Origin of the sequence: Neobacillus niacini (genome assembly GCF_030817695.1) — a bacterium.
GTDB lineage: Bacteria > Bacillota > Bacilli > Bacillales > Cytobacillaceae > Neobacillus > Neobacillus niacini_F.
In genome coordinates this window covers 4,376,559-4,400,968 of the sequence record NZ_JAUSZQ010000002.1, presented here as the reverse complement: position 1 = coordinate 4,400,968, position 24,410 = coordinate 4,376,559, and the positions used below count along the sequence as shown (strand labels likewise).

27 protein-coding genes are annotated in these 24,410 nt (G+C 36.2%); 17 read left to right on the top strand and 10 right to left on the bottom strand.

Going from position 1 to position 24,410, the window contains the following annotated elements:
* Window positions 1-113: 113 nt before the first annotated feature.
* Both QFZ28_RS22200 and QFZ28_RS22195 read left to right on the top strand, forming a co-directional pair.
* Window positions 114-1,028: an ABC transporter ATP-binding protein gene (locus tag QFZ28_RS22200; RefSeq protein ID WP_307196667.1), complete on the top strand. Its 915-nt coding sequence runs from the start codon at window positions 114-116 to the stop codon at window positions 1,026-1,028.
* On the top strand, window positions 1,021-1,863 hold the full coding sequence (locus QFZ28_RS22195) for an ABC transporter permease subunit (protein ID WP_307196666.1): 843 nt from the start codon (window positions 1,021-1,023) through the stop codon (window positions 1,861-1,863). The genes QFZ28_RS22200 and QFZ28_RS22195 overlap by 8 nt, the downstream gene beginning before the upstream one ends.
* 86 nt (window positions 1,864-1,949) lie before the next feature.
* Here QFZ28_RS22195 and QFZ28_RS22190 read toward each other — a convergent pair whose 3' ends face one another.
* The 5 genes from QFZ28_RS22190 to QFZ28_RS22170 are packed head-to-tail and all read right to left on the bottom strand — an operon-like array spanning window position 1,950 to window position 6,442.
* The gene (locus QFZ28_RS22190) at window positions 1,950-2,636 is read right to left on the bottom strand and encodes a response regulator transcription factor (protein WP_307196665.1); all 687 of its coding nucleotides are present in this window, start codon (window positions 2,634-2,636) and stop codon (window positions 1,950-1,952) included.
* Window positions 2,633-4,105 (bottom strand): sensor histidine kinase, encoded by a 1,473-nt coding sequence (locus QFZ28_RS22185; protein ID WP_307196664.1) that lies wholly within the window; start codon window positions 4,103-4,105, stop codon window positions 2,633-2,635. Before QFZ28_RS22185 ends, QFZ28_RS22190 begins: the two co-directional genes overlap by 4 nt.
* A gap of 17 nt (window positions 4,106-4,122) precedes the next feature.
* Complete coding sequence (locus QFZ28_RS22180; RefSeq protein ID WP_307196663.1) at window positions 4,123-4,860, bottom strand: ABC transporter permease subunit; 738 nt, start codon at window positions 4,858-4,860, stop codon at window positions 4,123-4,125.
* Window positions 4,857-5,561 carry an ABC transporter ATP-binding protein gene (locus QFZ28_RS22175; protein ID WP_307196662.1) on the bottom strand — a complete coding sequence of 235 codons (705 nt, stop codon included), beginning with the start codon at window positions 5,559-5,561 and terminating at the stop codon, window positions 4,857-4,859. Before QFZ28_RS22175 ends, QFZ28_RS22180 begins: the two co-directional genes overlap by 4 nt.
* A gap of 32 nt (window positions 5,562-5,593) precedes the next feature.
* Entirely contained in the window at window positions 5,594-6,442 is an 849-nt protein-coding gene (locus tag QFZ28_RS22170; RefSeq protein ID WP_307196661.1) for a hypothetical protein, read from the bottom strand.
* Window positions 6,443-6,669: 227 nt separating this feature from the next.
* Here QFZ28_RS22170 and QFZ28_RS22165 point away from each other — a divergent pair, with 227 nt between their 5' ends.
* Window positions 6,670-6,864, top strand: coding sequence for an IDEAL domain-containing protein (locus tag QFZ28_RS22165; protein ID WP_307196660.1), 195 nt, complete (start codon window positions 6,670-6,672; stop codon window positions 6,862-6,864).
* Window positions 6,865-7,008: 144 nt separating this feature from the next.
* On the top strand, window positions 7,009-7,593 hold the full coding sequence (gene pabA, locus QFZ28_RS22160) for an aminodeoxychorismate/anthranilate synthase component II (protein ID WP_307196659.1): 585 nt from the start codon (window positions 7,009-7,011) through the stop codon (window positions 7,591-7,593).
* A gap of 30 nt (window positions 7,594-7,623) precedes the next feature.
* Here the strand turns inward: pabA and QFZ28_RS22155 are convergent, their stop codons facing one another.
* Window positions 7,624-8,205, bottom strand: coding sequence for a hypothetical protein (locus tag QFZ28_RS22155; RefSeq protein ID WP_307196658.1), 582 nt, complete (start codon window positions 8,203-8,205; stop codon window positions 7,624-7,626).
* 300 nt (window positions 8,206-8,505) lie between these two features.
* Here QFZ28_RS22155 and QFZ28_RS22150 point away from each other — a divergent pair, with 300 nt between their 5' ends.
* A complete protein-coding gene (locus tag QFZ28_RS22150; RefSeq protein ID WP_307196657.1) occupies window positions 8,506-9,108 on the top strand; it encodes a hypothetical protein in 603 nt (200 codons plus the stop codon).
* A gap of 23 nt (window positions 9,109-9,131) precedes the next feature.
* Here QFZ28_RS22150 and QFZ28_RS22145 read toward each other — a convergent pair whose 3' ends face one another.
* Window positions 9,132-9,776 carry a YczE/YyaS/YitT family protein gene (locus QFZ28_RS22145; protein ID WP_307196656.1) on the bottom strand — a complete coding sequence of 215 codons (645 nt, stop codon included), beginning with the start codon at window positions 9,774-9,776 and terminating at the stop codon, window positions 9,132-9,134.
* Between the two features lie 166 nt (window positions 9,777-9,942).
* Here QFZ28_RS22145 and QFZ28_RS22140 point away from each other — a divergent pair, with 166 nt between their 5' ends.
* From QFZ28_RS22140 to QFZ28_RS22125, 4 genes are all read left to right on the top strand, one after another.
* Window positions 9,943-11,118: an LL-diaminopimelate aminotransferase gene (locus QFZ28_RS22140; protein WP_307196655.1), complete on the top strand. Its 1,176-nt coding sequence runs from the start codon at window positions 9,943-9,945 to the stop codon at window positions 11,116-11,118.
* A 112-nt stretch (window positions 11,119-11,230) separates the two neighbouring features.
* Window positions 11,231-11,680, top strand: coding sequence for a CoxG family protein (locus QFZ28_RS22135; RefSeq protein ID WP_307196654.1), 450 nt, complete (start codon window positions 11,231-11,233; stop codon window positions 11,678-11,680).
* 140 nt (window positions 11,681-11,820) lie between these two features.
* Window positions 11,821-14,583 carry a phosphoenolpyruvate carboxylase gene (gene ppc, locus QFZ28_RS22130; protein ID WP_307196653.1) on the top strand — a complete coding sequence of 921 codons (2,763 nt, stop codon included), beginning with the start codon at window positions 11,821-11,823 and terminating at the stop codon, window positions 14,581-14,583.
* 127 nt (window positions 14,584-14,710) lie between these two features.
* Window positions 14,711-15,403 carry a hypothetical protein gene (locus tag QFZ28_RS22125; protein WP_307196652.1) on the top strand — a complete coding sequence of 231 codons (693 nt, stop codon included), beginning with the start codon at window positions 14,711-14,713 and terminating at the stop codon, window positions 15,401-15,403.
* A 424-nt stretch (window positions 15,404-15,827) separates the two neighbouring features.
* Here QFZ28_RS22125 and QFZ28_RS22120 read toward each other — a convergent pair whose 3' ends face one another.
* Window positions 15,828-16,025 (bottom strand): hypothetical protein, encoded by a 198-nt coding sequence (locus QFZ28_RS22120; protein ID WP_307196651.1) that lies wholly within the window; start codon window positions 16,023-16,025, stop codon window positions 15,828-15,830.
* A 150-nt stretch (window positions 16,026-16,175) separates the two neighbouring features.
* On the opposite strand from QFZ28_RS22120, the gene phaQ reads away from it, so the two are divergent.
* The 8 genes from phaQ to QFZ28_RS22080 all read left to right on the top strand — a co-directional run bounded on the left by phaQ (window position 16,176) and on the right by QFZ28_RS22080 (window position 21,991).
* Window positions 16,176-16,613: a poly-beta-hydroxybutyrate-responsive repressor gene (phaQ, locus tag QFZ28_RS22115; RefSeq protein ID WP_307196650.1), complete on the top strand. Its 438-nt coding sequence runs from the start codon at window positions 16,176-16,178 to the stop codon at window positions 16,611-16,613.
* Complete coding sequence (locus tag QFZ28_RS22110; protein WP_307196649.1) at window positions 16,594-17,208, top strand: hypothetical protein; 615 nt, start codon at window positions 16,594-16,596, stop codon at window positions 17,206-17,208. The genes phaQ and QFZ28_RS22110 overlap by 20 nt, the downstream gene beginning before the upstream one ends.
* A 274-nt stretch (window positions 17,209-17,482) precedes the next feature.
* On the top strand, window positions 17,483-18,649 hold the full coding sequence (locus QFZ28_RS22105; RefSeq protein WP_307196648.1) for a C40 family peptidase: 1,167 nt from the start codon (window positions 17,483-17,485) through the stop codon (window positions 18,647-18,649).
* A gap of 142 nt (window positions 18,650-18,791) precedes the next feature.
* Window positions 18,792-19,625 carry an undecaprenyl-diphosphate phosphatase gene (locus QFZ28_RS22100; RefSeq protein WP_307196647.1) on the top strand — a complete coding sequence of 278 codons (834 nt, stop codon included), beginning with the start codon at window positions 18,792-18,794 and terminating at the stop codon, window positions 19,623-19,625.
* Between the two features lie 319 nt (window positions 19,626-19,944).
* Window positions 19,945-21,165, top strand: a complete 1,221-nt coding sequence (locus QFZ28_RS22095) for an ATP-grasp domain-containing protein (protein ID WP_307196646.1) — start codon at window positions 19,945-19,947, stop codon at window positions 21,163-21,165.
* A gap of 22 nt (window positions 21,166-21,187) precedes the next feature.
* Window positions 21,188-21,607 carry a CotY/CotZ family spore coat protein gene (locus QFZ28_RS22090; RefSeq protein WP_307196645.1) on the top strand — a complete coding sequence of 140 codons (420 nt, stop codon included), beginning with the start codon at window positions 21,188-21,190 and terminating at the stop codon, window positions 21,605-21,607.
* 126 nt (window positions 21,608-21,733) lie between these two features.
* Window positions 21,734-21,826 carry a YjcZ family sporulation protein gene (locus QFZ28_RS22085; RefSeq protein WP_307196644.1) on the top strand — a complete coding sequence of 31 codons (93 nt, stop codon included), beginning with the start codon at window positions 21,734-21,736 and terminating at the stop codon, window positions 21,824-21,826.
* 33 nt (window positions 21,827-21,859) lie between these two features.
* Window positions 21,860-21,991, top strand: coding sequence for a YjcZ family sporulation protein (locus QFZ28_RS22080; protein ID WP_221820539.1), 132 nt, complete (start codon window positions 21,860-21,862; stop codon window positions 21,989-21,991).
* A gap of 64 nt (window positions 21,992-22,055) precedes the next feature.
* On the opposite strand, the gene QFZ28_RS22075 is transcribed toward QFZ28_RS22080, so the two are convergent.
* Entirely contained in the window at window positions 22,056-22,466 is a 411-nt protein-coding gene (locus QFZ28_RS22075; RefSeq protein ID WP_307196643.1) for a YkvA family protein, read from the bottom strand.
* A 59-nt stretch (window positions 22,467-22,525) separates the two neighbouring features.
* A complete protein-coding gene (locus QFZ28_RS22070; protein WP_307196642.1) occupies window positions 22,526-24,250 on the bottom strand; it encodes an AAA family ATPase in 1,725 nt (574 codons plus the stop codon).
* Window positions 24,251-24,410 lie beyond the last annotated feature (160 nt).

Here is a 24,410-nt window from a genome sequence, read left to right as displayed (position 1 = left end):
CGAACATATGGTCATTCTTATTAAAAAGATTATCATTAAATTATTAAAATTATATGAACGATTTCCCATCCTTAACCGTTATAAAGAAGGATGAAGGTTTTGGGGGGATAAAATTGACAAATATTATCGAGGTTGAAAAAGTCAGCAAGCAGTATCATCAACGTGAAATATTAAAGGATGTGTCTTTTACAATAAAGAAAGGAAGTATCAATGGACTCCTTGGGCCAAACGGGGCAGGGAAAACAACGATTATTCGTTTATTAAATGGAGTAATTGAAGCGAATACTGGAATGATGAAGGTAATGAATTTTGATCCAAAGTTACAAGGCGATGAAATTAGGAAAAGGGTTGGAATTGTTACAGAAAGTGCCAGTCTTTATCATGATATGACTGCCTGGGATAATCTTGTCTTCTTTTCAAAAATATATGGTCATTCTGATACGAAGCGAATTACACATTTACTAGAGCAGTTCGATATGCTCGATTTTAAGGATCAATTAGTTGGGAGCTTTTCTACAGGAATGAAAAAAAGAATCGCACTGGCAAAAGCTTTATTGCATAATCCAAATCTTTTATTTCTAGATGAACCCACGAATGGGCTGGACCCTGAAGGAATTAATGAGGTAATCCATTATTTACGTAAAGTAAATCAAGAAGAGGGGGTAACCATCTTAATTTGCTCCCATGTATTACATCAGCTTGAAACCATCTGTGATTCCTATTTGTTTTTAATAGATGGCAGAATTGTAGAAAACGGTACGATAACGGAATTAGAGGATAAATACCTAAAAGAAATTAAGTTATTAGTAGAAACAGGTCTTAAGCCCCTTAATAGCCAAATTTACAAGGGTTACAGGTACAGTAGAAGAGGGACAAATCAATTGGAATTTTTGCTGGCTTCAAAAGATCAGATTACTCCTTTATTAGCAGACATTCTTAATGAATCATGGGTTCATAATTGTGAGATAACGAACAGGAGTCTCGAGGCGATATATTTTACTATTAGGGGGGGAAGAGGAATTGAATAAACAGACGATATTAACAATTGCAAGAAAAGATATGAAAGCTGCTTTTTCATCCAAAAAGGTTTGGGTACCGATGATCATCTTGGCATTAATCCTGTGTATTGTCGTTCCATCCGGTATGGCCTACTTCGGAATTCACTTTGATTTAGTGGGGGCCTCTCCGAACGATATTGAAAAACCGATTGAGGCATTTATTGATAATTTTCCTAATGAGGAAATGAGAAATACTCTTATTGCTTTGCCGACTCTTGGGTACAAATTTGTTTATTTTTTCTTAACCTTTATGATGATTCCCTTTTTCTTAATGGTAGCCATTATTAACTCTATGGTGACTTCATCAAATAGTTTTGTAGGGGAGAAGGAAAGAAATACGTTAGAAACATTATTGTTTGCCCCTATCTTCATTAAAGACTTGTTTCTTGGTAAAGTGCTAGCGTCGTTAATTCCAACCTTAGGTATTTCGTTTGCAGGCTTTATCGTTAGTTCAATTATTGTTAATATAATAACCTATCCGTATTTTAAAGTAATCTTATATTTTAACTCTACCTGGATGATTTTGATGTTTTGGGTAATCCCAATATTAGTCCTATTTAATATCATCTTAAATGTCTTAATTTCAGCTAAGGTCAAAACGTTCCAAGAAGCTCAGCAATTTGGTGGAATACTGGTGCTGCCAATCGTTGGAATCATCATTAGCCAAGCTAGTGGAATGTTCTTCTTAAGCCCAGTAACTTTATTCTTAATAGGAGCTGTTTTACTAATAGGCAACCTATTCCTAATAAAACTGGTCACTAAATTTAGTAACCGAAACACATTGTTTCAAAGCCAAATCCACTAACATAAAAAGAAAATGTCCACCTGGGGTGGACACTGTCTTTTTGTGGTGCCTGTCACCAAGGTCACACCTAAAAGGTGTTCACCAAGTCAATGAAAACGATAGCCAGATCCCCAAACAGTTTCTATGTACTCGGGGTTGGAGGGGTCGTTTTCAATTTTTTCTCGTATTTTACGGATGTGGACGGTGACGGTGGAGACATCTCCATTGCTGTCGTAGCCCCAGATTCTTTCAAATAGATGATCTTTGCTGAAAACTTGATCTGGGTTTAATGCCAGAAAGGTAAGAACATCGAATTCTTTTGTTGTTAAGGTAATTTCTTTGTTATTAACAAAAACACGTCGTGAAGAGCGGTCAATGAATAAACCACGGATATATATTCCTTGGGATTCAGCAGGTTGTTTCATCGATAATCTTTCATATCGAGATAAATGTGCTTTCACTCTCGCAACCATTTCATTCGGACTGAACGGCTTAACTAAGTAATCATCGGCACCTAGTCCAAGACCTCTAATCTTATCGATTTCTTCTTTTTTTGCCGTCACCATAATGATGGGAATATCCTTGATACTTCTTATTTTCTTACAGATTTCAAAACCGTCAATGTTTGGCAGCATGACATCAAGCAGTATTAAATCATAATCCTGTGTTAGTGCCTTCTGAAGACCGATATCTCCTGTATGGACCATTTCTGTATGAAAGCCGTTGATTTCTAAATAATCCTGTTCTAATTCCGCGATGCTTTTTTCATCTTCTATGATTAATATTTTTTTCATGATAGTGTCTCCCCGGGGCAGGTATCGTACGGCAAACAAATGGTAATTTTTGTTCCTACACTTAAAGTACTATCCAATTTTATCACACCGTTATGTTCCTCAATAATCATTTTTGCGATGGAAAGTCCTAATCCGCTGCCGCCGGTTAATTTATTTCTGGATTGCTCTGCCCGATAAAACTGATTAAAGATAAAGGGAATGGACTCTTCTGGAATACCCGGTCCATTATCTGCAATCGAAATTTCTACGTTTTCGTCAGTAGACTGCATGGAAATGATTAATTCCTTTTTAGCCTTATCCATGTACTTTAAGCTATTGTTAATAATATTTGCTAGAACCCGTTTAAATTTTTCTCGATCCGCTAAAACATGATAATGACCCTGAGGGGCAAATTGGAAATGCAGATCAACATTCTGTTTTCTAAGATCGAAGCTCAATTCCTCGAAATAATCCGTTAAATAATCTTTTATATCTATTCGTTCAAATTCAAAGGGAATTTTGCCTAAATCCAGCTTCGAGAATAGGAATAATTCATCAATTAAATGGTCCATATCCACAGCCTTTGTGTAAATGGTTTGGATATATCGTGCTCTCTTTTCAGGTGTGTCTGCTACTCCATCACGGATGCCTTCAATATAGCCTTTAATCGAAGTAATCGGTGTTTTTAAATCATGAGAAATATGGGCAATTAATTCCTTTCGGTTATCCTCATATTGTTTTTGAATCTCATGTGACTCCTTTAATTGGATCCTCATTTCTTCAAATGCCTGTGTTAATTGGCCAATCTCATCATTCCTCACTGCTGTAATCGAATGCTCGAGGTCTCCAGTTTTTATAAAATGAGCGGCCTTTTTTAATTGATTAATTGGTTTGATAATACTTTTTGATACAAAATAGGTTAAAAGTCCATTTGTAATAATTAAAATCAATAAACATAAACCGAATAAAATTGGGAAAAAGGTGCGAACAAACTGATTCCATGGGCTTGCATCTCTCATTAAGAATAATGAAACTTCACTGCCATCTTGTAAGTAGAAATCATGCTGCTTTATGGCGAAAGTCTGCTGACCAATTTCTTCTAAGCTGCGAAAGCTTCTTTCTGTTCCAAATTCCGGGAGTTCTTCTGTACGGACTGTTTCAAGATCTTCTGTCACGTAGAATATTTCATCGTTTTTACGGACTATTAATCCGGAGTCGATTTTACTAAGTTCATTGTTCAGCGACTCCAAATACTCCTTACTCATTAATTCAAGAGGATTTACTGCAGACTTTTCTTTTAGTTCGAGGAAAAATAATGTATCCTCTTGTTTTGTTTTATGGTAATTGTGGCTTTCTGGTAAGAAATTAGCCATTTCACGGATATCGCCGAGAAAAACAATGATTAAAAGAAAAGAGGTAATGATAAACAAAATAATTGGTACTGTAATCATCGCTATATATGAAAGTATAAGCCGAAGTTTAATAGACATTGAAAAACACCCTTCAGTTAGGCTTCTTTTCTATTAAACATATAATAGCCTATTGAAAAAAACAATGCGAAAGAAGAGCACAAATAGGTGACAGTTTGTATCATCCACCGAAACGACACATCGCTAAGCCACTGCATATACCAATCCAAATAAGCAGATGGCAGTAAGTATAAAGAATGAGGCAGAACATAAGGAATAAACATCATAAATAAATATAGGACAATCATGCCAGAAATAGCGAGCACACTAGAATGGACCATGAGTGCCAGTATAACAGCAAATGAGGTAAGAACGATAATTGGAAACCATGAGACAATAAAGGCCCCTAGACTGGAAGAAATAGCAGCCATGTCGAAAACTTTATCAAAAACAGCGCTGCTAATCATCACAGCTAGCCATTCTAATAAAAGTAAAATTAAGCTAAAAATACTAATCGCGATTACTTTGGATAAATATAGTTCCATTCGACTGATAGGTCTTACTTGTAATAAGGTTCCGCGTTCACCTTCACCAGTAAATAAATCTGTGGCTGCTATAAAGATAAATAAAGGTATTAAAATAGTTACAAATAAATCTAACAAGGTAAAATTTATATTTTCAGACGGTAAAGCCATCCAATCTGTTAAAAATAGATTATTTAAAAGAAGCTTCGTCAGCACAGGAATAAGCACCGCAGCGAGCACAAAAAGCTTGGTAACCTTTTTTGTCAGGAGCTTTTGTATTTCATTTAAAGTATTAGCTTTGATTGTGTTCATCTTACTGCCACCCCAACCTTCCTGACATAAACATCCTCTAATGACTCGTTACCATCTTCATAAAATGAAACTTCCCCATTGATGAGAAAACAAAATCGATCACATAATTTTTCTAATTCTGATATATGGTGACTGGAAATGACAAAAGTTACCCCGGAATGTTTTGAAACTTCCTGGATTGTTTTTCTTAACAAAAGCAAACCATCAATGTCTAAACCATTCGTCGGTTCATCCAAAACAATCAAGCGCGGTTTGGAAATAAGTGCTGAGGCAATTCCAAAACGCTGCTTCATGCCCATTGAAAATGAGGCTATTTTCTCGTTTTTATAAGGGGCTAAACCAGTCTGCTTTAATACCATTTCAATATCACCATCGATAATGCCAGAATACAAGCGGGAAATCATTTTTAGATTCTTATAGGGTGACATTTTTTCATAAGCAACAGCAGGTCCAATTAAGGCACCCACAGGAGCTATCGCTTCCTTGTAATTACTTTGAAGGTCGACGCCAAATAACTCAACTTTTCCTCTATCTGGAGAGGCTAGACCGGTGAGGCATTTTAATAAGGTTGTTTTACCGGCCCCATTTGGACCAAGAATCCCTATTATTTCCCCTTGGTTAATGGTTAAATCAATATTCTGTATTCCTCTGCCATTTGAGTATTGCTTCGTCATACCTGTAATAACCACTGCTTTTTCCATAATTGTCACCTCTATTGTTTACTCATTAAAGATTACTTTCTACCGTGGTTGAATTCGACTATCTTTTCAGCAGGTATCTCAACAGGGGTTACCGTAGTTGAATTATAGTCAGTTGCACTTAAATCAATATTTAAAACTAATTCATGACTAGTTTCCTGTTTATCTTTGCCTGTTACGATTACCTTAACAGTCTGGTGTTGAATGTAATTTTCCTTATTCACTCGTGCAGTAAGTTTAACTTGCTTAACGGTTATTTCGTGATCCAATTCAGGTAGCTGCGCCTTAACGTGAAAATCCGAGCTTTCGGTTTTGTTATTGTCTTGAATCATGACAGCGTGTTTAATCATTAATGTACTCAATGCATTTGCAGAAAGAGGAATTTCCTTTCCGGTTAAATCGAGCTCAATCAGGTGATTACCGTCTTTCTTTTCTGCTACAGTAATTTGTTGTTGAAGATTTTTGGTGATAACATCGATAAGATTCTCTAGATCATCCTTTAATTCAGCTGTATTACTGTGATGTGGATTTGTTGATGTATCCATTTTGTAGACGGTATCAAGCCCTTCCTTGATCACATACCAGTTCCCATCCTGCTTGTACAAGTTCATATTGCTTGTTTCTAATTCATTGGCTAACCGAGTAGAGATGGAATTTAGTTGATTAACAGAATCTGATTTGAAAATGGAATGGGATGTTAATATAGACTTTTTGTTGTCCTCAATGTTAAGGTTAAATTCCAACGTCGCACTATCAGCCGAATGAGTTTTCTTTAAGGCTTCCTTGTAAAGATCGTAACCAGATGTATTCGCTGAAATCGAATAAACACTTCCTAACATAAGCGTCCCGCTTATCCCAATAACCGCCAAAAGCTTCTTATTCATACACATTTCCTCCAATCATTATAATGTTACAAACTCAGTGTAATCGGGAGTTATAAAAGCAATCTAAATAAACTATTAAATTTTTCTTAAATTAAGGAGGAAATCAACAGACAAGTTAAACGTAGAAAAAGAGCAGGAAAAAATTTCTTTTGATAATATCGAATAAAATGTTTGAATTTTTAGATAATTAACAGTATAATTAAAAAAAGCTCAAGGAGTTGATTTCCATGGAAAAGAGATTATTAAATTCACCACAACAAACTGATGAGAACAACGATTCTGTAATTGCAGAGATGTTTTTAAACCACGCCTTGATTGAATTTAGAAGAGAAGTGCTCCGAAAGGAAATCGACCTCTCCCTACAAGAAAGAAATAAAGAAACATTCCTCAAGTTATCTGAGGAATTAAAGAAAATCTCATAGCAAAATTACCTAACAGACTTAATTCATATTGGAAGCCCTTTTCATAGTAGAAAGGGCTTCTTTTGTTTTTGATATTCATGTATGATGAAACAAGCTGATAGTTAGAAGAAAATGAATTGTTTGAAGGGAAATAGGTGAGCAGAAATGATTTTCATGGTAGATAATTATGATTCTTTTACCTATAACTTAGTTCAATACCTAAGGGAGTCGGGGGAGGACATAGTTATACAGCGGAACGACCAAACCACCTTAGATGATATTAGAACATTGGATCCTGATTTTTTAATGATTTCCCCAGGTCCAGGTAATCCTAGTGAGGCAGGAATAAGCCTAGAGGTTATAAAGACATTTTCAGGAGTGATTCCCATTTTGGGAGTTTGTCTTGGACACCAGTCTATTGCTCAAGCTTATGAAGGTGATGTTGTTCCTGCTTCGCAATTAATGCATGGAAAAACCTCCGATATATACCATGATGGTAAAACAATTTTTAAAGGACTTCCAAATCCATTTCCGGCAACGAGGTATCACTCATTGATTGTAAAAAGGGAGACGCTGCCAGCCTGTTTGGAGGTATCTGCGTGGACCAAGAATGGTGAAATCATGGCAATTCGGCATTCAGAACTTCCTCTTGAAGGTGTACAGTTTCACCCTGAATCGATATTAACCTCATGTGGAAAAGAGATATTAAAAAACTTTATTCAATGCTATCAAAAAGTCGCCTTAAAATAACACGGTGCCATTGTTTTATGGCACCTCAGTCTATTTCTGTTTTTCCCCTTTTTTATTGTTCATTAAATAAAATGTTAACGGCTGATCCGAACCAGTCATTAGATTATAAACATAGGATGAAGTAATTTTATATCCTTCGTCGATTTTTTCCGCAAGATAGTTAGTCCGTTCAAAAAGGATGGAGCGAATATGATTTAATTGCCGAAAGATTTTCTCTGTCAATGCTTCTTGTTTGTCTAACCGAGTTAATACACCCGTTTGAAACTCTTCTTGTTTATTGATTTTTTCGGATAGCTGTTTTTGCAGTTCCTCTTGTGTTTTCAACAAATGGATGATTAATTCTTCATACTCAGTATGCTTTTGGTTACTAGTGCTAATTTCATTTAACTGATTGACTATTTTATCCAAATTATTTGCCTGTACAACCTCTTGGTTTAAAAACCGGTGTTTTATTTCATTGATGGCATTAATTAGTGAAACATTTGCTTGATGCTGCTCGTCTATAACTTCTGAAAGATAATCTCTTCTCACCACCTTTTGGTTTGGTTCAGATATCTTCTTTTTATTTTTATAAACTTTAGGATGTTTGCCATTGTTAATATATAATCCCATTTATTACACCCCTAACATTCATGAATGTATTATTTTATGCTTGAATTGTTAAAAATGGGTAAATTTTATAAAAAAAACAGGAAAAATGTGTTTCTATGAGGAATTTAATTTAGTAAATTATAATATAAGAGCATAAGAGAGTCCCGTTAACCCAGTAAGTCTTAAGTCTTAGTTTAAAATCATGCTCGAGATTGTGTGAGCCTAAAGGTAGACACGTTAAAATAAAATAAATGATTGAATTCATTAAGGGATATAACGAGAGAAGTCCCTTCCTATAGTAAAATGAAGGGGGAATATAGGATGAGGAAGATTTATGTACTTCTTACTGATACTGGGACGGTTTTAACGAAAATTATTAAACTATATACGAAGAAGCCTCATAATCATGCTTCCATCGCATTAGATGACCAATTCTGGGATGTCTATAGTTTTGGAAGAAAAAGACCTCGTAATCCTTTCCTAGCTGGTTTTGTCAGAGAAAATATCCGTGGCGGTATCTTTCGCAATGCTGATTGTGCTATTTATTGCTGTACAATATCAGAAAAGCAGTATGATACAATTTGTCAAAAAATTAAAGAAATTGAAAAAAATAAAGGGGATTATCGCTATAATCTTTTAGGTCTATTCGCTGTCATGTTTAACTTGGAGCTGGATCGAAAAAATGCATTTTTTTGTTCGCATTTTGTTGCCGCCCTTCTAGAGGAATCAGGAGTGAAAATCAATAAACAAAAGCCGCTTTCACTTGTTACACCAGATGATATAAAAGAATCTAATTCTTTAGAATTAGTCTATGAAGGAAAATTATCATCCTATTTTGAAGAGGCAAATGAACATGATATAAACGATTTATCTCATCAAAAATATTATCACGATTTTAGTACTGATAGAATAGAAGTTATCTAGTTAAAATAAGAGAAGAAGTGTCTTTATAAATACACGTCTTCTCTTATTTGTTTATTCTTATTTTTAAACACTTCAATTAGGCTATTAAAAAGGCTCATGGACCTTTGGAATACTGGACTTTGGATAAATGTATAGAGGAACGTGGCAATAAATACAGGTCCTCCTAATATAAAACCAATGATCAAGATAAAACTTTCAACAAGGATACGTGCTTGACTAACGGATAATTTTGTTTTAATCGAAATTGATAGCATAAAGCCATCTCGTGGTCCGGCGCCTAGACCGGCCGCAACATACATCCCCCCGCCAATACCCGCAATGACAATGGCAAAGAATAATATAAGATAATCTACCCAAGAATTTGTTGGCTCAGGTAAAAAATCTAACCATAGGAAAAAGTCCATAATGGGTCCAATTAAAAGGGCATTTAGGAAAGTTCCGATTTTAATATACTCTCTTGCTGTAAAAAAAGAGATGATAATCAGTAATAACCCGCAGATTACTCCCCAAGTCCCAATAGTAAGTCCGAAATGTTGATATAAAGCCACATTTAAAACTTCCCAGGGGTGTAAACCAACATGCTTAACCTTTACGGCTATTGCATTACCTAAGCCAAAGAAGGTCAATCCCAATAAAAATATTACATACTGAATCACTTTCACCTGCACGTTACCTCCAATTTATAAACTGTCAATTAACCTACATCTTAAAAGAAGTCGATTTGATAATCAATCCTTTTTAGAATATTGGAGTAGAAAGAATTTTATAAATAGATTAAATTTGTTAAAATGAATCAATAAATTGGGTTAATTACATAATTGAGGGGATAAATCTATGAATCTTGTTGCTTCTAAAAAAGTTCAAAAATTAACAGCTAGTATATTTCAAGAGGTAGCTGATTTAAAACGGCTAGCACTAAACAGGGGGCTTGATGTTATTGATTTAAGTGTGGGAAGCCCTGATTTACCGCCTCCTGCATTTGTAGTAGAAGAACTTGTAAAATATGCGAGTGACACAGCGAATTACGGATACACCTTAAAGGGAATACCAGAATTTCATGAGGCTGTATCTTCCTTTTATCAGCAGCGGTATGCTGTAGACATTGATCCAAAAAAAGAAGTGCTCCAATTAATGGGATCACAGGATGGCCTTGCACATTTAGCAACAGCCATCATTAACCCGGGGGATTATGTATTAGTACCGGACCCAGGTTATCCTATTTACGAAGCGAGTGTTACCATTGCGGGCGGTGCCCTGTATCCTTTTGCCTTATTAGCAGAAAATAACTTTTTGCCTATTCTAGATGATATTCCGCTTCATATCTTGGAAAATACCAAAATGATGATCCTTAGTTATCCTGGTAATCCTGTAACAGCACTGGCTGATAAAAGCTTTTTTGAAAAAGTAATTGATTTTGCAAAACGTCATAATATTTTAGTCGTTCATGATTTTGCTTACTCAGAATTAATCTTTGACAACCATCCACAAATAAGCTTCATGTCGGTTCCAGGTGCGAAAGAGGTTGGGATTGAATTTAATTCTTTATCAAAGACCTTTAATTTAGCAGGCTGCCGGATTGGATACGCTGTCGGCAATGAACAAGCATTAAATATCCTGGGAACCTTTAAATCACAAATTGATTATGGGGTATTTTATCCTATTCAAAAAGCAGCTGTTGCTGCACTTACATCAGAATACACACTTCTAAAAGAGCAGGTAAAAGAGTACGAGTTTCGCAGAGATACCCTTATGGCTGGACTAGAAAAAAGCGGCTGGCAGTTGGCTAAGTCCCCTGCAACGATGTTTCTTTGGGCCAAAATCCCGGACGGATGGAGATCAAGACAATTCGCCTTTGAATTAATTAATCAAGCTGGCGTAGCTGTAATCCCCGGTGACGCATTCGGAAAACAAGGAGAAGGATATGTTCGGATTGCATTAGTACAGCCGGCAGAGAGACTCTCAGAAGCAGCAGCACGAATACATGAATTCCTGGCCAAATATAATCACTAAAACATCGGCAATTTCATCCTTCTATAAAGAAACTATGAATCATATAAATAATAAAAAGACCTTCAACTAACATTGAAGGTCTTTTACATTTAATATGAAAGAGGGATACAAAATGCCTAGTGAAAAACAACAAATAGAATTAGCTATCCCGATAAATGTGATTTGGGACTTCATCAGGGATGCAAATAATTGGGCACCACTTGTGCCTGGTTATATACAGCATGAGCAAATTAATACCAGTATAATAACATGGGAATTTAAAAGTGACCTTGGAATAATGAAAAAAAAGGTAAGTTTGGTTATAGATATTAAAGAATGGAACGAACCAACCAGGGTAAGCTTTGAATTAAGGCGAACCAATGAAAAATATATCGGTGAAGGTTATTTCGAAGCACGTGCCGTTAATCAGAATAAAACATTGCTGACTGGGTTTCTCGAAATTAATGCAAGCGGGGCATTAGGTTCATTGGCTAATTCACTTTTTAAAAATGCAATTCCAAAATCAACAGAAGAAGTGGCAGCGGCCATCTCGACTAAACTGGAAGAATTTAATCGAAGTTAAAGGTAAAGTCTGGCAATCCGATGGTCAATTCGGATTGTTTTTTTTTTAATAATTAAAAAATTTTTTAACATGAGACCAAAGTTATGTTATATTAATAAATAAAAAATTTAGTAAATTTACTAGTACAGGAGGGTGAAAGCATGAGTACAGAATTAAAGGTGAATGACAGCAGTCTTCCACTTCGCCGCGATGTAAAATTACTAGGTCAAATTCTAGGGGAAATCCTAGTAAGCCATGGCGGAACTGAACTATTCGATAAAGTGGAAAAAATTCGTCTTATGTGTAAAACATTAAGAACTCATTTTGATACCGAAATTTATTCCGAATTAAAGGAAGTAATTACAAGCCTCAAGAGCCCAATGAGAAAGCAGGTTATTCGTGCATTTTCAATGTATTTCCATTTGATAAATATCGCCGAACAAAATCATCGTATTCGAAGAAGACGACAATATCAGCTAGAGGATGATTCAATCGTTCAGCCAGATTCAATCGAAAGTGCGATTCTCTCATTAAAGGAAAACAATATTAATGAAAATATGATTCAAGAGGTATTAAACAAATTATCTCTTGAACTGGTCATTACTGCACACCCAACAGAGGCAGCTAAACGTTCCATCTTAGAAATACAACAACGTATTGCTGTAATATTGAAAAAACTTGACTATCCTTTATTAACAAAAAGGGAGCGAAGAAAGCTTGAAGAAAGTCTGTTTAATGAAGTAACGATTTTATGGCAGACAGATGAACTTCGCCATAATAAGCCAACTGTACTGGATGAAGTCCGGAACGGGCTGTATTATTTTGATCAGACCTTATTTGAAGTGCTTCCAGAGATCCATCGAGAAGTAGAAATTTGCTTAGAAAAGAATTATTCCGCTGCAAAATGGGATGTTCCAAATTTCCTTAGATTCGGATCATGGATAGGCGGAGACCGTGATGGCAACCCGAACGTAACTCCGGAGGTTACGTGGGAGACATTACATAAGCAGCGTAAGCTTGTCTTGAAGAAATATAAAAATGTCTTGGTTGATCTTATGAAACGTTATAGTCATTCCACAACCCGGGTAGATGTAAGTGATGAATTAGTACAATCCTTGGAGAAGGATGAGGACAAGTTTTTAACAGAAGATAAGAAATGGCCAGTTAAAGGGGAGGTTTATCGCCGTAAATTTGCTATTATTATCGAACGTTTGAAACAAGTGGGTAAATCAGATTTAGGTTATCATTCTTCTGAAGAATTATTAGAAGATTTATATGTAGTGAAAAGAAGTTTAAATAACCATCATCCTGCAGCCCATGAATTAAAAACGATTCAAAAGCTAATCCGTCAGGTACAACTCTTTGGTTTTCATTTGGCAACACTTGATATTCGTAATCATAGCGGTGAACATGAGGCAGCTATTACAGAGATTTTACGAAAAGTGCAAATAACAGATGATTATGCTCAGCTCTCAGAGGACGAAAAGGTAAAAATACTAGAAAATATCTTAAAGGACCCACGTCCGCTTTTATTATTAAACGAAGATTATACACCGGAAACACAGCAAATGATTCAGGTGTTTCAGATGATTAGAAATGCCCATAAAGAATTTGGAAAACGATCAATTTCTGTTTATCTTGTAAGTATGACAAAGTCTGCAAGTGATTTACTTGAAATACTCGTTCTTGCGAAAGAGGCTGGTATTTATAGACTCCATGCTGATGGAAGTGTCGAAAGTCAATTAAATGTTGCCCCACTATTAGAAACGATTGATGATTTGACGGCGGGTCCTAAAATTATGGAAACTTTGTTCCAAATGCCTGTATATCGCAATCACCTAAAAGTAATGAATGACCAGCAGGAAATTATGCTTGGATATTCAGACGGCAGTAAAGATGGTGGTACGTTAACGGCTAACTGGAAGCTTTATAAGGCTCAGCTTGAAATCCATGAAATGGCAAACAAGTACCACATAGGGTTAAAGTTTTTCCATGGTCGTGGCGGTTCTCTTGGGCGCGGAGGCGGTCCGTTAAACAAAAGCCTGCTTTCACAACCGGCCGAAACGATTGGTGATGGAGTGAAAATTACGGAGCAGGGTGAAGTCCTATCTTCCCGCTATTTGCTTGAAGACATCGCTTATCGAAGCTTAGAACAGGCAACTTCCACTCTCATGCTCGCAACAGCACATGTATCTAAAGAGGCAGAGCCTGGGAATTTGAGGGATGAATATTGGGAGTCTGCCATTGAAGAGATTTCTAATGCAGCACTTAAAAAATACCAATCACTCGTTTTTGGGGATGAAGATTTTTTAACCTACTTTAATGAAGCAACCCCGTTAAGGGAACTTGGTGACTTAAATATCGGTTCAAGACCAATGAGCAGAAAAAATCGCGGCCGATTCGAGGATTTAAGAGCAATTCCATGGGTTTTTGCTTGGACACAAAGCAGGCAGCTCCTTCCAGCTTGGTATGCGGCAGGAACTGGATTAGAAAGTTATGTTATAAAAAGCGAACAAAATTTACAACAATTACAGCAAATGTATGAAAACTGGCCATTTTTCCGATCCATCATCGATAATCTTCAAATGGCGCTGATGAAAGCAGATATTACCACTGCTAAAGAATATTTATCACTAGTAGAAGACCAGAAGATTGCTGAGCGAATTTTCTCGAATATCCTTGAAGAATATGAAAGAACGAAAGCTATTCTTCTCAAAATCACTGGGGATGATGAATTACTCGATCATACCCCAAACATTAAAGACTCAGTCTATCGTAGAAATCCTTATGTGGATCCACTAAACTTTTTACAGGTAGAATTAATTAAGGAATTAAGAAACCAAGACGAACCATCGGAAGAATTATTAACTGAGGTACTACTAACTATTAGTGGAATTTCAGCTGGTTTACGAAATACTGGCTGATTCGAAAAAACGCTCCTCTCCCTTATAGGTGAGGAGCGTTTTTTCAGTATATGGTGTGAAACTAGTTTTAAATTGAGCCCTATTCTAGCCTGCTATAAAGTAAATAGTTTAGCCGAAGGACCGCTTATTGCTGAAGAAACACTTGAGTACGGCGGAAAAATTAGAAATGCCAATGAGTATTCAAGAAACAGGGATAAGTCAAAATGACTTTGATAATATTAAAGAAGCAAAACTACCTGAAACAACAGAATTAAGAGATCAAGAACAGTTTTCAAGCTTAGACATTCTTTGGAAGCACGCCTTTAGTGAGTTTGACCAGTGGGAGAAGAACGCTGATTTTCGTGATGATATGTTTTTGAAAGAAGCCATGTGTTTTGCTGAAAGTATTAAAAGAAATCAAGAGAATATTAAATCTATCGGGAAACAGTTCAATAAAGAATTTACAATTTGGGAAAGAACAGCGAGAGAGGAATTTTTAATGTCTACCACAGTCCTACAGCATATTTTCCCAAAAAGATCGTATGAAGATATTAATCAGCAAATTGACCAAATTCAAAAAAGAACCGCTTCTATTTTAAGTACACCATTACAAATGGTTATGAATAATCAAATGATGGATCAATATCTCAACATGATTGAAAAATATATTGCTGTTCGAAAGAATGGAAGGAAGCAATATATTACAACATTAAAACAAGCGGCAAGCCTAATCTATGAGAGTCAAAAAGGGTTTGTTGGTCTTCTTACTGGCCAATTAAAAACGTTCATGTTCCCTTTAAATAAATATATGGAAAAAGCAGAAGAAGTCACAAAGTCATAACTCCTGAGGATGATGAAAAATGTCAAAAGAAAATATATATGATCCATACCAAGGCTTTAAACAAATTAATGAGATGTGGGCTGGTATATTGAATATTCCAACCAAAAAGGATAAGTATTTAAGTGAAACAGGATAAAAGCGGAAAGGACCCCCATCCTTCCTACTTATATAAATCAAGCAACAGCCTTATGCCGGTTTAAGAACTTTCTTAGCAGAAGATTAAACCGGTCTGTTGCTTCCCATTTTGCTAAATGCCCCGAATTTCTCATAATGATAAATTCTGAATGTGGTATGAGCTTGTGCATACAGTATTGAATCCATACTGGTAAAACCGAGTCATATTGACATCCAATAATTAGTGTTGGAACTTTAATCGTTGGTAATAAAGAAATATTATTAACTTGGAAACATGCTTTTAAAAAATTTAAAAAGAGTGACGCTTCGGTTGGAAATAGCGCTTGAAATGATACATATTTTCCTCTGACCAAGAATATAGGCTCATATGAGCAGCTTTTTCTTTTAAGGCGTCATCTGTTGCTGCGACACCCAGTCTAACTTTCTTAAATTCCAGTAACGGCTTTCTGAGTTTTTTAGGGAAAAAGTGGAATGTACTAATCAACATGAGAGAACGAACTAAGTGGGGTGCAAATTATTTTATTACCAAGTTACGAATATTGTAAACGTGATGTCACACCATATAATAACATGTATTTGTAAAGTTGACAAAATATTACTGATAGGTGTAAAATACATATAGGTGGGGTGATTTGAAATGGTAAATCAAGACAATCAGTCTGTCAATCCTTCAAAAAATTTTGTTCTGCCATTTATTCTATTGCTTCTTAGCAGAATGTCTCTTCACGGATATGAGCTAAGCCAGAAATTACAAGGATTTGGTTTTAAAACGATTGACCAGGGTAATCTCTACAGACTGTTAAGACAACTCGAAAAGGAAGAACTAGTATCATCTGAGTGGGATACAAACGGCAGTGGACCTGCCAAAAGAAGATATTCCATTACAAAAGCTGGTATTACATACTTAAAAGGCTATGCCAATCAACTAGAATCGTACCAATCGATGCTAGACCAATTCTTCAACATGTATTCAAGTTTCCTTGAACTCTATATTCCTTCATTTCAAACGAGGGATCCGATAGAGAAAGAAAACAGTAAAAAGAGGAGGAAGGACGATGGCACAGAAAAAGAATGAAAATATTCAAGCTGTTGAAGTAAAGATGATTCCCGCAGCAGAAGAAACTAATAATGAAGGTTTATTTGTTGATACACTCTGGAATCAGTATGAGCAATCAATTGAGCGGGCAAGACAACTGCGGGAAAGCAGTGAAGATGCATATGTGAATGCAATAAGAGAAGTCATCAAGTTTAATAAACAATATAGAAAATCAATAGCTAATCTGTTTGAACAAAGTAAAAAAACGAACAAAGAAGTTGTTTCTGGTTTCATGCAGCAAATGAATGCACGCAGGGAACAACTAATGAAAGACGAAGAAAGATTCGAAGCGGAATTGAAGAATGAAAGGGAGGAGCTTAAAGAGCAGCTTAAAGAGGTATCTCATCAATTAGAAAACCTTGCTCTTACTCCAATCAAATCTGTTTTCCAAATTATTGACCAGTTAGAGGATAATTTTGAAAAGAGTACAGAAGCCAACATTGCATATGGTCGCGAACGCCAAAATGCATGGCAGCAGGTTACAAACGAATATCTTAAACTGGCTAGAAATACACATATTGAAATTGTAAATCGCGGAAAAAATAGCGTTAAAGAACTTCTAAAAGCAAGGTAATAAGAATAAGAATAAATTTGCAGGCCAATACATCCGATTGGCCTGCTTTTTCATGTTAATCAATGAACATATTTATAGTAGTAACTTGAAACAAAAATTTAATATTACTATTATTAAACTGACAACATTTCATGCTATACTTCTACTTGCAATTGAATAGGATAAAAGTGGGTATAAAGGATTATTTTTGCTAAGTAATAAACTGCTAATTGCAGAAGTTACATAGATACCAAATATTATTGCTATTTGCGATGAAGGAAGCAGGGAAATAAACTTGAAAAAGAAGATTATGGCATTTTGTACATTAATCACGTTCGGAAGTCCAACTGTATTACTTCAAGTAGAAGCAGAAGAAAATAATAACCAGCATATAATTGATGAGCAGCGTTCAAAAATCCAATTAGAACTATTAAAAGGAAATGGTGAGCTTATCCTAGTAAAAGAGGAAATTGAAAAAATTAATGAACAAATCAAACGGGTAGAGCAAGCGATCAATGATAATAATCAAATCATTCTTGAAACTGAGAACAAAATAAGCGATTCTGAATTAGAGATACAGAAGCTGGAAGCAGAAATATTAAGGCTAAATGAAAAAGTTAGTAAGCGTAATGAAATTTTAAAAAGGCGCGTACTTACATTTCAAGAAAATGGAGGTAAGGTCAACTATCTTGATGTACTACTTGGTTCCTCAAATTTTAAGGACTTTGTAGATCGGGTGGGTGCCGTAGCCTCATTTGTCGAGGCAGACCAAGATATTATTAAACAACATGAAGCTGATAAAGAGGAGACTAAGAAAAAGCAAGCTCAAGTAGAAGATAAATTAGTAGAGCTTCAGGCTATGAAAGTGGAATTAGAAGGAATGCAATCGCTAATTTTAGAACAAAAGCAACAAAATGAATGGTTAAGAGCAGAGGCAAAGAAAAAAGAGCAAGTTACACTTGCCGAACAGGTAGGCTTAATGCAACAGGATGCTGCACTTACAGCTATGTATGATTTAACTGATCTAGACCCAAAACTAATTCCGAATGATTCTATGTTGTTAACGAATGAGACCGTTAAAAGTCTTATATCTGAAGGATTAAAGTATGTAGGCAACTCGGTTTATGTATTCGGCGGCGGTCGGAATGAATATGATATTACAAATGGAAGGTTTGATTGTTCAGCCTTTGTCAGTTGGGCGTTTACTCAGGTTGATATCAAAATAGGTGCCAGCACAGAAGTATTGAAAAACACAGGAACACCTGTTAGTGTAGGAGAAATGCTGCCTGGAGACCTTGTGTTTTTTGATACCTATAAAAAAGACGGACACGTCGGCATTTACCTCGGTGCTGGAAAATTCTTAGGCTCACAAAGTTCAACAGGTGTGGCAATAGCTGATATGACAAATGGTTATTGGTTTGAGAAATTTAATGGGCGTGTTAATCGCATAATATCACAATAAAGTAGCGAGGCTGCATAGCCTCGCTATCTTATTATGAAAAAAATATTTGCTTATGGCAATGGATATTGAGTACAATTAATAGGTTATTCCATATCTTTGAAATTATAAAACATAAGAAATAGTTAGGAGTAGTTACATAACCATGGATTTATTATTGATTATTAAAGCAATCATTTTAGGATTAGTTGAAGGTCTAACAGAATTTGCCCCAGTATCATCAACAGGTCATATGATCATTGTTGATGATATGTGGCTTCAATCAGAAGATTTTTTGGGGAAATATGGAGCGAATACTTTTAAAGTAGTCATCCAGCTTGGTTCTATTTTAGCTGTTGTCGTCACCTTCAAAGACAGGATTATTGACCTTTTAGGAATGGGTAGAATGAAAAATAAGCTATCTGCCCCAAGAGGTAGTCGTTTAAAATTAACTCACGTATTAGTCGGATTAATTCCTGCTGGAATCTTTGGGGTTTTACTAGAAGACTATATAGATGAATACTTATTTTCGACTGAGACTGTTTTAATCGGTTTAGTGATTGGTGCTATTTTCATGATTATTGCTGATCGCTTTGGTCCAAAAACACCAAAGATAAAAACCGTAGATCAAATTACGTATAAACAAGCACTTACTATTGGTCTCATTCAATGTTTATCATTGTGGCCGGGTTTCTCTCGTTCCGGTTCAACTCTATCTGGTGGCGTTCTAATTGGCTTGAGTCACCGTGCAGCTGCTGATTTTACTTTTATTATGGCAGTACCTATTATGGCGGGTGCCAGCTTCCTTTCCTTATTAAAAAATTGGCAGTATATGACGATAGACGCACTTCCCTTTTTTATTGCAGGATTTATTAGTGCCTTTGTTTTTGCTTTAATCTCAATCCGCTTTTTCTTAAAACTAATTGATAAAATTAAACTTGTTCCCTTTGCGATTTACCGAATCCTATTAGCGTTAATCATTTTTTTTGTTTACTTTTAATTTTTAAAAGGCAGGAGCCTAGGGATATTGTTACAAAAAACCAACAACAAAAAGTTGTTGGTTTTTTGCTTACCACATCCAAGTGGGCATTAAAATCGTGGTGAACCATATCCTTTAACGGTTTAAAACCTAGGATATGGTTTTTTCTAAACACTTGTCCATTATTTTTATTGCAGGCACCTGTCACACTTTAAATTTAATGGTCAAATAACTGTTCGTACATAATGAACATGCCTATACCAACTGCCGGAAAAAGAATATTTTATTGTAACAGGAAAAACTATCACAAAAAGGTGATGACATTTGGTGGGTGCAAAAAATGAAATCAATTGTTTTCTTAGGTACAAATAAAACAGGATCAAGCTATGAAGGAATTAAGGCCGCAAAAAGACTAGGCTACGAGATAATTCTTTTTACGAATCGCACCATTTTTGTTGAAGAAAGGGAGGAATATAACGAAATAGATGATGTACGCCTGTTAAATATGTCAGATACAGATGAAATACTCACAGAGATAACTAACCTAATTGAAGAGGGGAAAAAGGTTGTTTGTTTTATAAGCTTTTTAGATGAATATGTTTATTTGGCGGCCTTGCTTACCAATACGCTTTGCGATATCCCACTCACATATGAACCGTTGCAAATTATGACCGACAAAATTTTGACCAGAAGGTATTTAGCTGGGAAACATTACACTCCATTTTTTAAAGTTTTAAGTTCTACTGAAACAATTGAGGATGAGATAAATGAGTTGAAGGACCAATTTCCTGTAATTATCAAATCTCCACAATCCAATGGTTCAAAAGATGTAATACTGGTTGAAAATGCTAGGGAATGTAAAAATGGGGTGAAACAACTTCACCGAAGAAACCCTGAATCTCCTATATTAGTCGAGGAATATTTAGAGGGACCACAATATTTGATTGAAATCGTTGTCTATGATTCCACCATCACAGTTGCAGCGATTGTGGAGCAGGAAGTAACAAAGGGTGAACGGTTTATAATCACAGGTTATTCTGTTTGTCCAGAGTTGTACTTAGAACGACTGTCGGGGCTAAAGGAAACTGTTTCGTCTATTATAGAGGATTTTCAGTTAAGAAATGGTACTTGCCATTTAGAAATAAAATTAACTAATAAAGGCTGGAAGCTAATTGAGATTAATCCGAGGATGGCTGGGGGAGCTATGAATCGGATGATTGAGGAAGCGTTTGGTTTTAACCTCGCAGAACAGACAATAAGAATGTACACAGGGTTAGAACCAGATTTAAGAAAAAAACAAAATAAGGCTATTTATACCCATTATTTAATTGCTAAATCGGTCGGGACGTTACTTAAAGTAACTGGTTGGGATTCAGCCAAACAACAAGCTGGTGTTTTAGAAGTATACACAAAGGCAGAATATGGTCAACTTGTAACTCCACCTCGTTCAATGGGACAACGATATGGTTATGTATTAGCTGCAGCTGATTCAAAGGATCAAGCAAGAGAAAGTGCCATGAATGGCGCACAGCAAATTAAATTTTACGTCCAGCCTGTTTAGAAAAATGAAAGGAGGTTTGATTATGGGGGAAAAACATAAGAAAGTTTGTATATGTCAGGACCTGCAGCAACTTTTAGAAGAACAAAAAAAGTTATCCTTTGATGAATTTCGTTTTATAAGTGAGGATTTTGGATATGACACTATTCCTTTTATACTTTCATCAGGAAAATGTCAATTTGAAGCTTTTGGTTGGACAAATAATGGTGACTTTTTCACAACAAATGTCTTTAGAGTGGAAGCAGTAGATGTAAGGAGATGCTGCGCAACAATATCACTACTTGTACCAGTGGATATAGATGGCTATCCAGTTGATTTATGCGATGTTTTTTCATTGAGAACAACTTCGAATTGTTTAGTTGTAGACCTCAGCTGTTTTACTTCACTACAGCCGCTGTCACCTAGATTAGTAGACCGGCTCCTTCCAATCGTAGATCCTAAATGATTAATAAGTCCAATTAGATTGGGCTTATTCTTTTTTTTGAAAAGTGGGTTATTTGGATATGTGTCTATCGCACATTTTTATCAGCATGAATAGGATATATGGAATTATAAAAAGGAGGTAATGTAAATGTCTGGTTCACATGGCGGGTACGGCGCAGGCTTTGCTCTTCTAGTTGTATTGTTCATTTTGTTAATTATTATCGGGGCTTCTTGGTGCTGAGCATACTATTAAATTAAAGAGGGGGTTATAAATATGCCATATGGATACGGTTACGGTGGCGGCTTTGGTTATGGGGGCTGCGGTACTGGATTTGGCGGCGGCTTTGCATTAATCGTCGTTTTATTTATCCTATTGATTATTGTAGGTGCAGCTTGCTTTAGATAATAAGAAAAGCAAAAGCGCATAGGCGCAGCAGCTAAACAAAAAAGCTTTAAGGAAACCCTCTTGATTAATCAAGAGGGTTTCCTTTTGTTGTTGAAAGTTTCCACTTTTTAAATTCATTGATTTCAACTGATAATTTTTTAAGCGTAAAGCTTATGACGGCGGCATCATCAACTATCCCTAATCCGACGAGAAAATCGGGGACCACGTCCAAAGGAGAAACAAAATATAGGATTGCACCAATAATGGTTAAGATGGTAGTAGGTGCAACGTTTCGATATTCGCCTTTTGAATATGCCTGGACTAAATCAAAAAATAATTGCAGCTTTTCCCATGCATCTCCTAAAGTGCCTTTGTTAATTCTTGCCTTGAGGATTGCCTTCTTCAATAAGCCTTCGGTCTTTTTGGGATTATCGATATACCCTTTAGCACCTTCACGATGTTTCTTTGCTTCAAAATAAATTTGTGGGTCAACCATTTGCATACACTTCCTTAAGGATATATAAAGTTAGTGTGCCTCAGGAACATTCATTTCATTTATGCAGAAACATCAGGAGCCTGTCCCCGGACAATTTCTTCTACCTCACAGCCTTCAAGTGTTTCTTTCTTTAATAAGCTATCGACTAATTGCTTATACTGATGTTGATGGCTTTTTATTAGATTCTCTGCCTTTTCTAAGCCTTTTTCAAACAGTTCTTGCATTTTTCCTTCTTTGTCCTGTTTGTTAAAGGTAAGGGTAAACCCTTCCTGAAGCATACCAGTATCTACCATTTGTTCGATAATCTGCTTAGCTTGCTGTACATCTCCACTGACACCTATGCTATGTTCACCAAGCAGCATTCTTTCGGCAACACCACCGGCTAACACCATTGCGACTCGATCAAGTAAATCACTTGTCGTTGATAAATGAAGCTCTTTTGGAATAGGTGCAACATATCCCAGTGCCTCACCACGTGGGATAATGGTCGCTTTTCTTACAGATCCCGGCTTCGTTAATGATGCTACAATGGCATGCCCTGCTTCATGAATGGCAACACGGCGCTTCGTGTCAAGATCTTGTAAAGAACGTGAAGTACTTCCTAATATTGTCCGATCAAGCGCATAATCAAGATCAGCTTTTGTTAGTACATCCTGTCCATTACGTACTGCCCGTCTGCTGGCTGTTTCAAACAATGATTGCAGCTCTGCTCCTGAAAAGCCGGAGGTACTTTCAGCTAAATCATCTAAAGAGGCTGCGACTTCTTTACTAAGTGCTTTCCCTTTTGTATGAATAGTAATAATTTCTCTTCTCCCTTTTGTATCAGGAAGCGGAACATGGAACGAAAAGTCAATTCTACCAGGTCGGAGGAACGCTTCGTCAAGCATATCTTTTCTGTTCGTAGCGGCAATAAACAATATTCCATCATTTGAATGCCCCCCATCAAGCTGGACAAGGAGTTCGGTTAATGTTTTTTCAGCTTCTTCACCGCCATGGGCCTTTCTTCTTCCGGCCAAGGCGTCTACTTCATCAATAAAGATTACTGCAGGACCTTGTTTTCTTGCAGTCTGGAATAAAGAGCGGACCCTGCTGGCCCCAACACCTACAAATAATTCATTAAACGCCGACCCACTGGCTGAAAAGAAGGATGCATTTAATTCCCGGGCGATCGCCTGAGCTAATAATGTTTTTCCTGTACCTGGAGGTCCATATAAAAGGATACCTTTTGGCGGCTTAATCCCCATTTTAATGGCTCTCTCCGGTTCTTTCAGTGTTGAAAGTGTCTGAAGAATTTCTTCCTTCATTTCTTCACCAATCCCGCCAACATCATCTAAACTAATGGATGGAAGAGGTCTTACTTGAGAAACACTATTCTTCATTGAATTTGAAAGACCAAACCCGCCTTTTGTTTTTTGAAGTACGAAAGCAGTTCCAACAAGGGCGAGTAGTATACCTGCCGAGATCCACTTTCCAAAACGGCTGCTATTAGAAAAAGAGTAATGAATATTATATTTTTCAACGAGTTTGTCAATCATTTGACTATTCGGCGGAACATGTGATTCGTATTTGAGACCGTCAATTTCCAGAAGAATGCTGCCGTCAGAATGCTCTGTCAGTGCTATTGGTTTACCATTTTGTTTTTGAATGGTTTCTTCCACTGATGAGAAAGGAATCTTAATTTTATTATTGGTTGTTTGGATAAACCAAGTTATCGCTGCCAGTAATATTAATAATGCTGCGATGAGCGGAATAATCTTTGAGACTAGTTTTTTACTTTGATTCAATTATCGTCATCTCCTTAAACAGAGTCTTACTCTATTATAAAAGGAAAATGGCAAAAGGCGATGTGGGAATGGGTGGAAATAGATTTCCAATTGGATTGTTATTAAAGGATTGCAAATTTGACCGCCAGACTATAAGATTAAGGATACGAGAAAAATTTTT

Excerpts from the sequence above, each read along its gene's own strand:
- QFZ28_RS22165 (WP_307196660.1), top strand. The coding sequence starts at position 6,670 with ATGGAAAAGAGATTATTAAATTCACCACAACAAACTGATGAGAACAAC.
- QFZ28_RS22135 (WP_307196654.1), top strand. The coding sequence starts at position 11,231 with ATGCCTAGTGAAAAACAACAAATAGAATTAGCTATCCCGATAAATGTG.
- QFZ28_RS22100 (WP_307196647.1), top strand. The coding sequence starts at position 18,792 with ATGGATTTATTATTGATTATTAAAGCAATCATTTTAGGATTAGTTGAA.
- QFZ28_RS22140 (WP_307196655.1), top strand. The coding sequence starts at position 9,943 with ATGAATCTTGTTGCTTCTAAAAAAGTTCAAAAATTAACAGCTAGTATA.
- QFZ28_RS22095 (WP_307196646.1), top strand. The coding sequence starts at position 19,945 with ATGAAATCAATTGTTTTCTTAGGTACAAATAAAACAGGATCAAGCTAT.
- QFZ28_RS22110 (WP_307196649.1), top strand. The coding sequence starts at position 16,594 with ATGGCACAGAAAAAGAATGAAAATATTCAAGCTGTTGAAGTAAAGATG.
- QFZ28_RS22075 (WP_307196643.1), bottom strand. The coding sequence starts at position 22,466 with ATGGTTGACCCACAAATTTATTTTGAAGCAAAGAAACATCGTGAAGGT.
- QFZ28_RS22185 (WP_307196664.1), bottom strand. The coding sequence starts at position 4,105 with ATGTCTATTAAACTTCGGCTTATACTTTCATATATAGCGATGATTACA.
- QFZ28_RS22150 (WP_307196657.1), top strand. The coding sequence starts at position 8,506 with ATGAGGAAGATTTATGTACTTCTTACTGATACTGGGACGGTTTTAACG.
- QFZ28_RS22120 (WP_307196651.1), bottom strand. The coding sequence starts at position 16,025 with ATGTTGATTAGTACATTCCACTTTTTCCCTAAAAAACTCAGAAAGCCG.
- QFZ28_RS22170 (WP_307196661.1), bottom strand. The coding sequence starts at position 6,442 with ATGAATAAGAAGCTTTTGGCGGTTATTGGGATAAGCGGGACGCTTATG.
- ppc (WP_307196653.1), top strand. The coding sequence starts at position 11,821 with ATGAGTACAGAATTAAAGGTGAATGACAGCAGTCTTCCACTTCGCCGC.
- QFZ28_RS22180 (WP_307196663.1), bottom strand. The coding sequence starts at position 4,860 with ATGAACACAATCAAAGCTAATACTTTAAATGAAATACAAAAGCTCCTG.
- QFZ28_RS22155 (WP_307196658.1), bottom strand. The coding sequence starts at position 8,205 with ATGGGATTATATATTAACAATGGCAAACATCCTAAAGTTTATAAAAAT.
- QFZ28_RS22190 (WP_307196665.1), bottom strand. The coding sequence starts at position 2,636 with ATGAAAAAAATATTAATCATAGAAGATGAAAAAAGCATCGCGGAATTA.
- QFZ28_RS22175 (WP_307196662.1), bottom strand. The coding sequence starts at position 5,561 with ATGGAAAAAGCAGTGGTTATTACAGGTATGACGAAGCAATACTCAAAT.
- phaQ (WP_307196650.1), top strand. The coding sequence starts at position 16,176 with ATGGTAAATCAAGACAATCAGTCTGTCAATCCTTCAAAAAATTTTGTT.
- pabA (WP_307196659.1), top strand. The coding sequence starts at position 7,009 with ATGATTTTCATGGTAGATAATTATGATTCTTTTACCTATAACTTAGTT.
- QFZ28_RS22085 (WP_307196644.1), top strand. The coding sequence starts at position 21,734 with ATGTCTGGTTCACATGGCGGGTACGGCGCAGGCTTTGCTCTTCTAGTT.
- QFZ28_RS22080 (WP_221820539.1), top strand. The coding sequence starts at position 21,860 with ATGCCATATGGATACGGTTACGGTGGCGGCTTTGGTTATGGGGGCTGC.
- QFZ28_RS22090 (WP_307196645.1), top strand. The coding sequence starts at position 21,188 with ATGGGGGAAAAACATAAGAAAGTTTGTATATGTCAGGACCTGCAGCAA.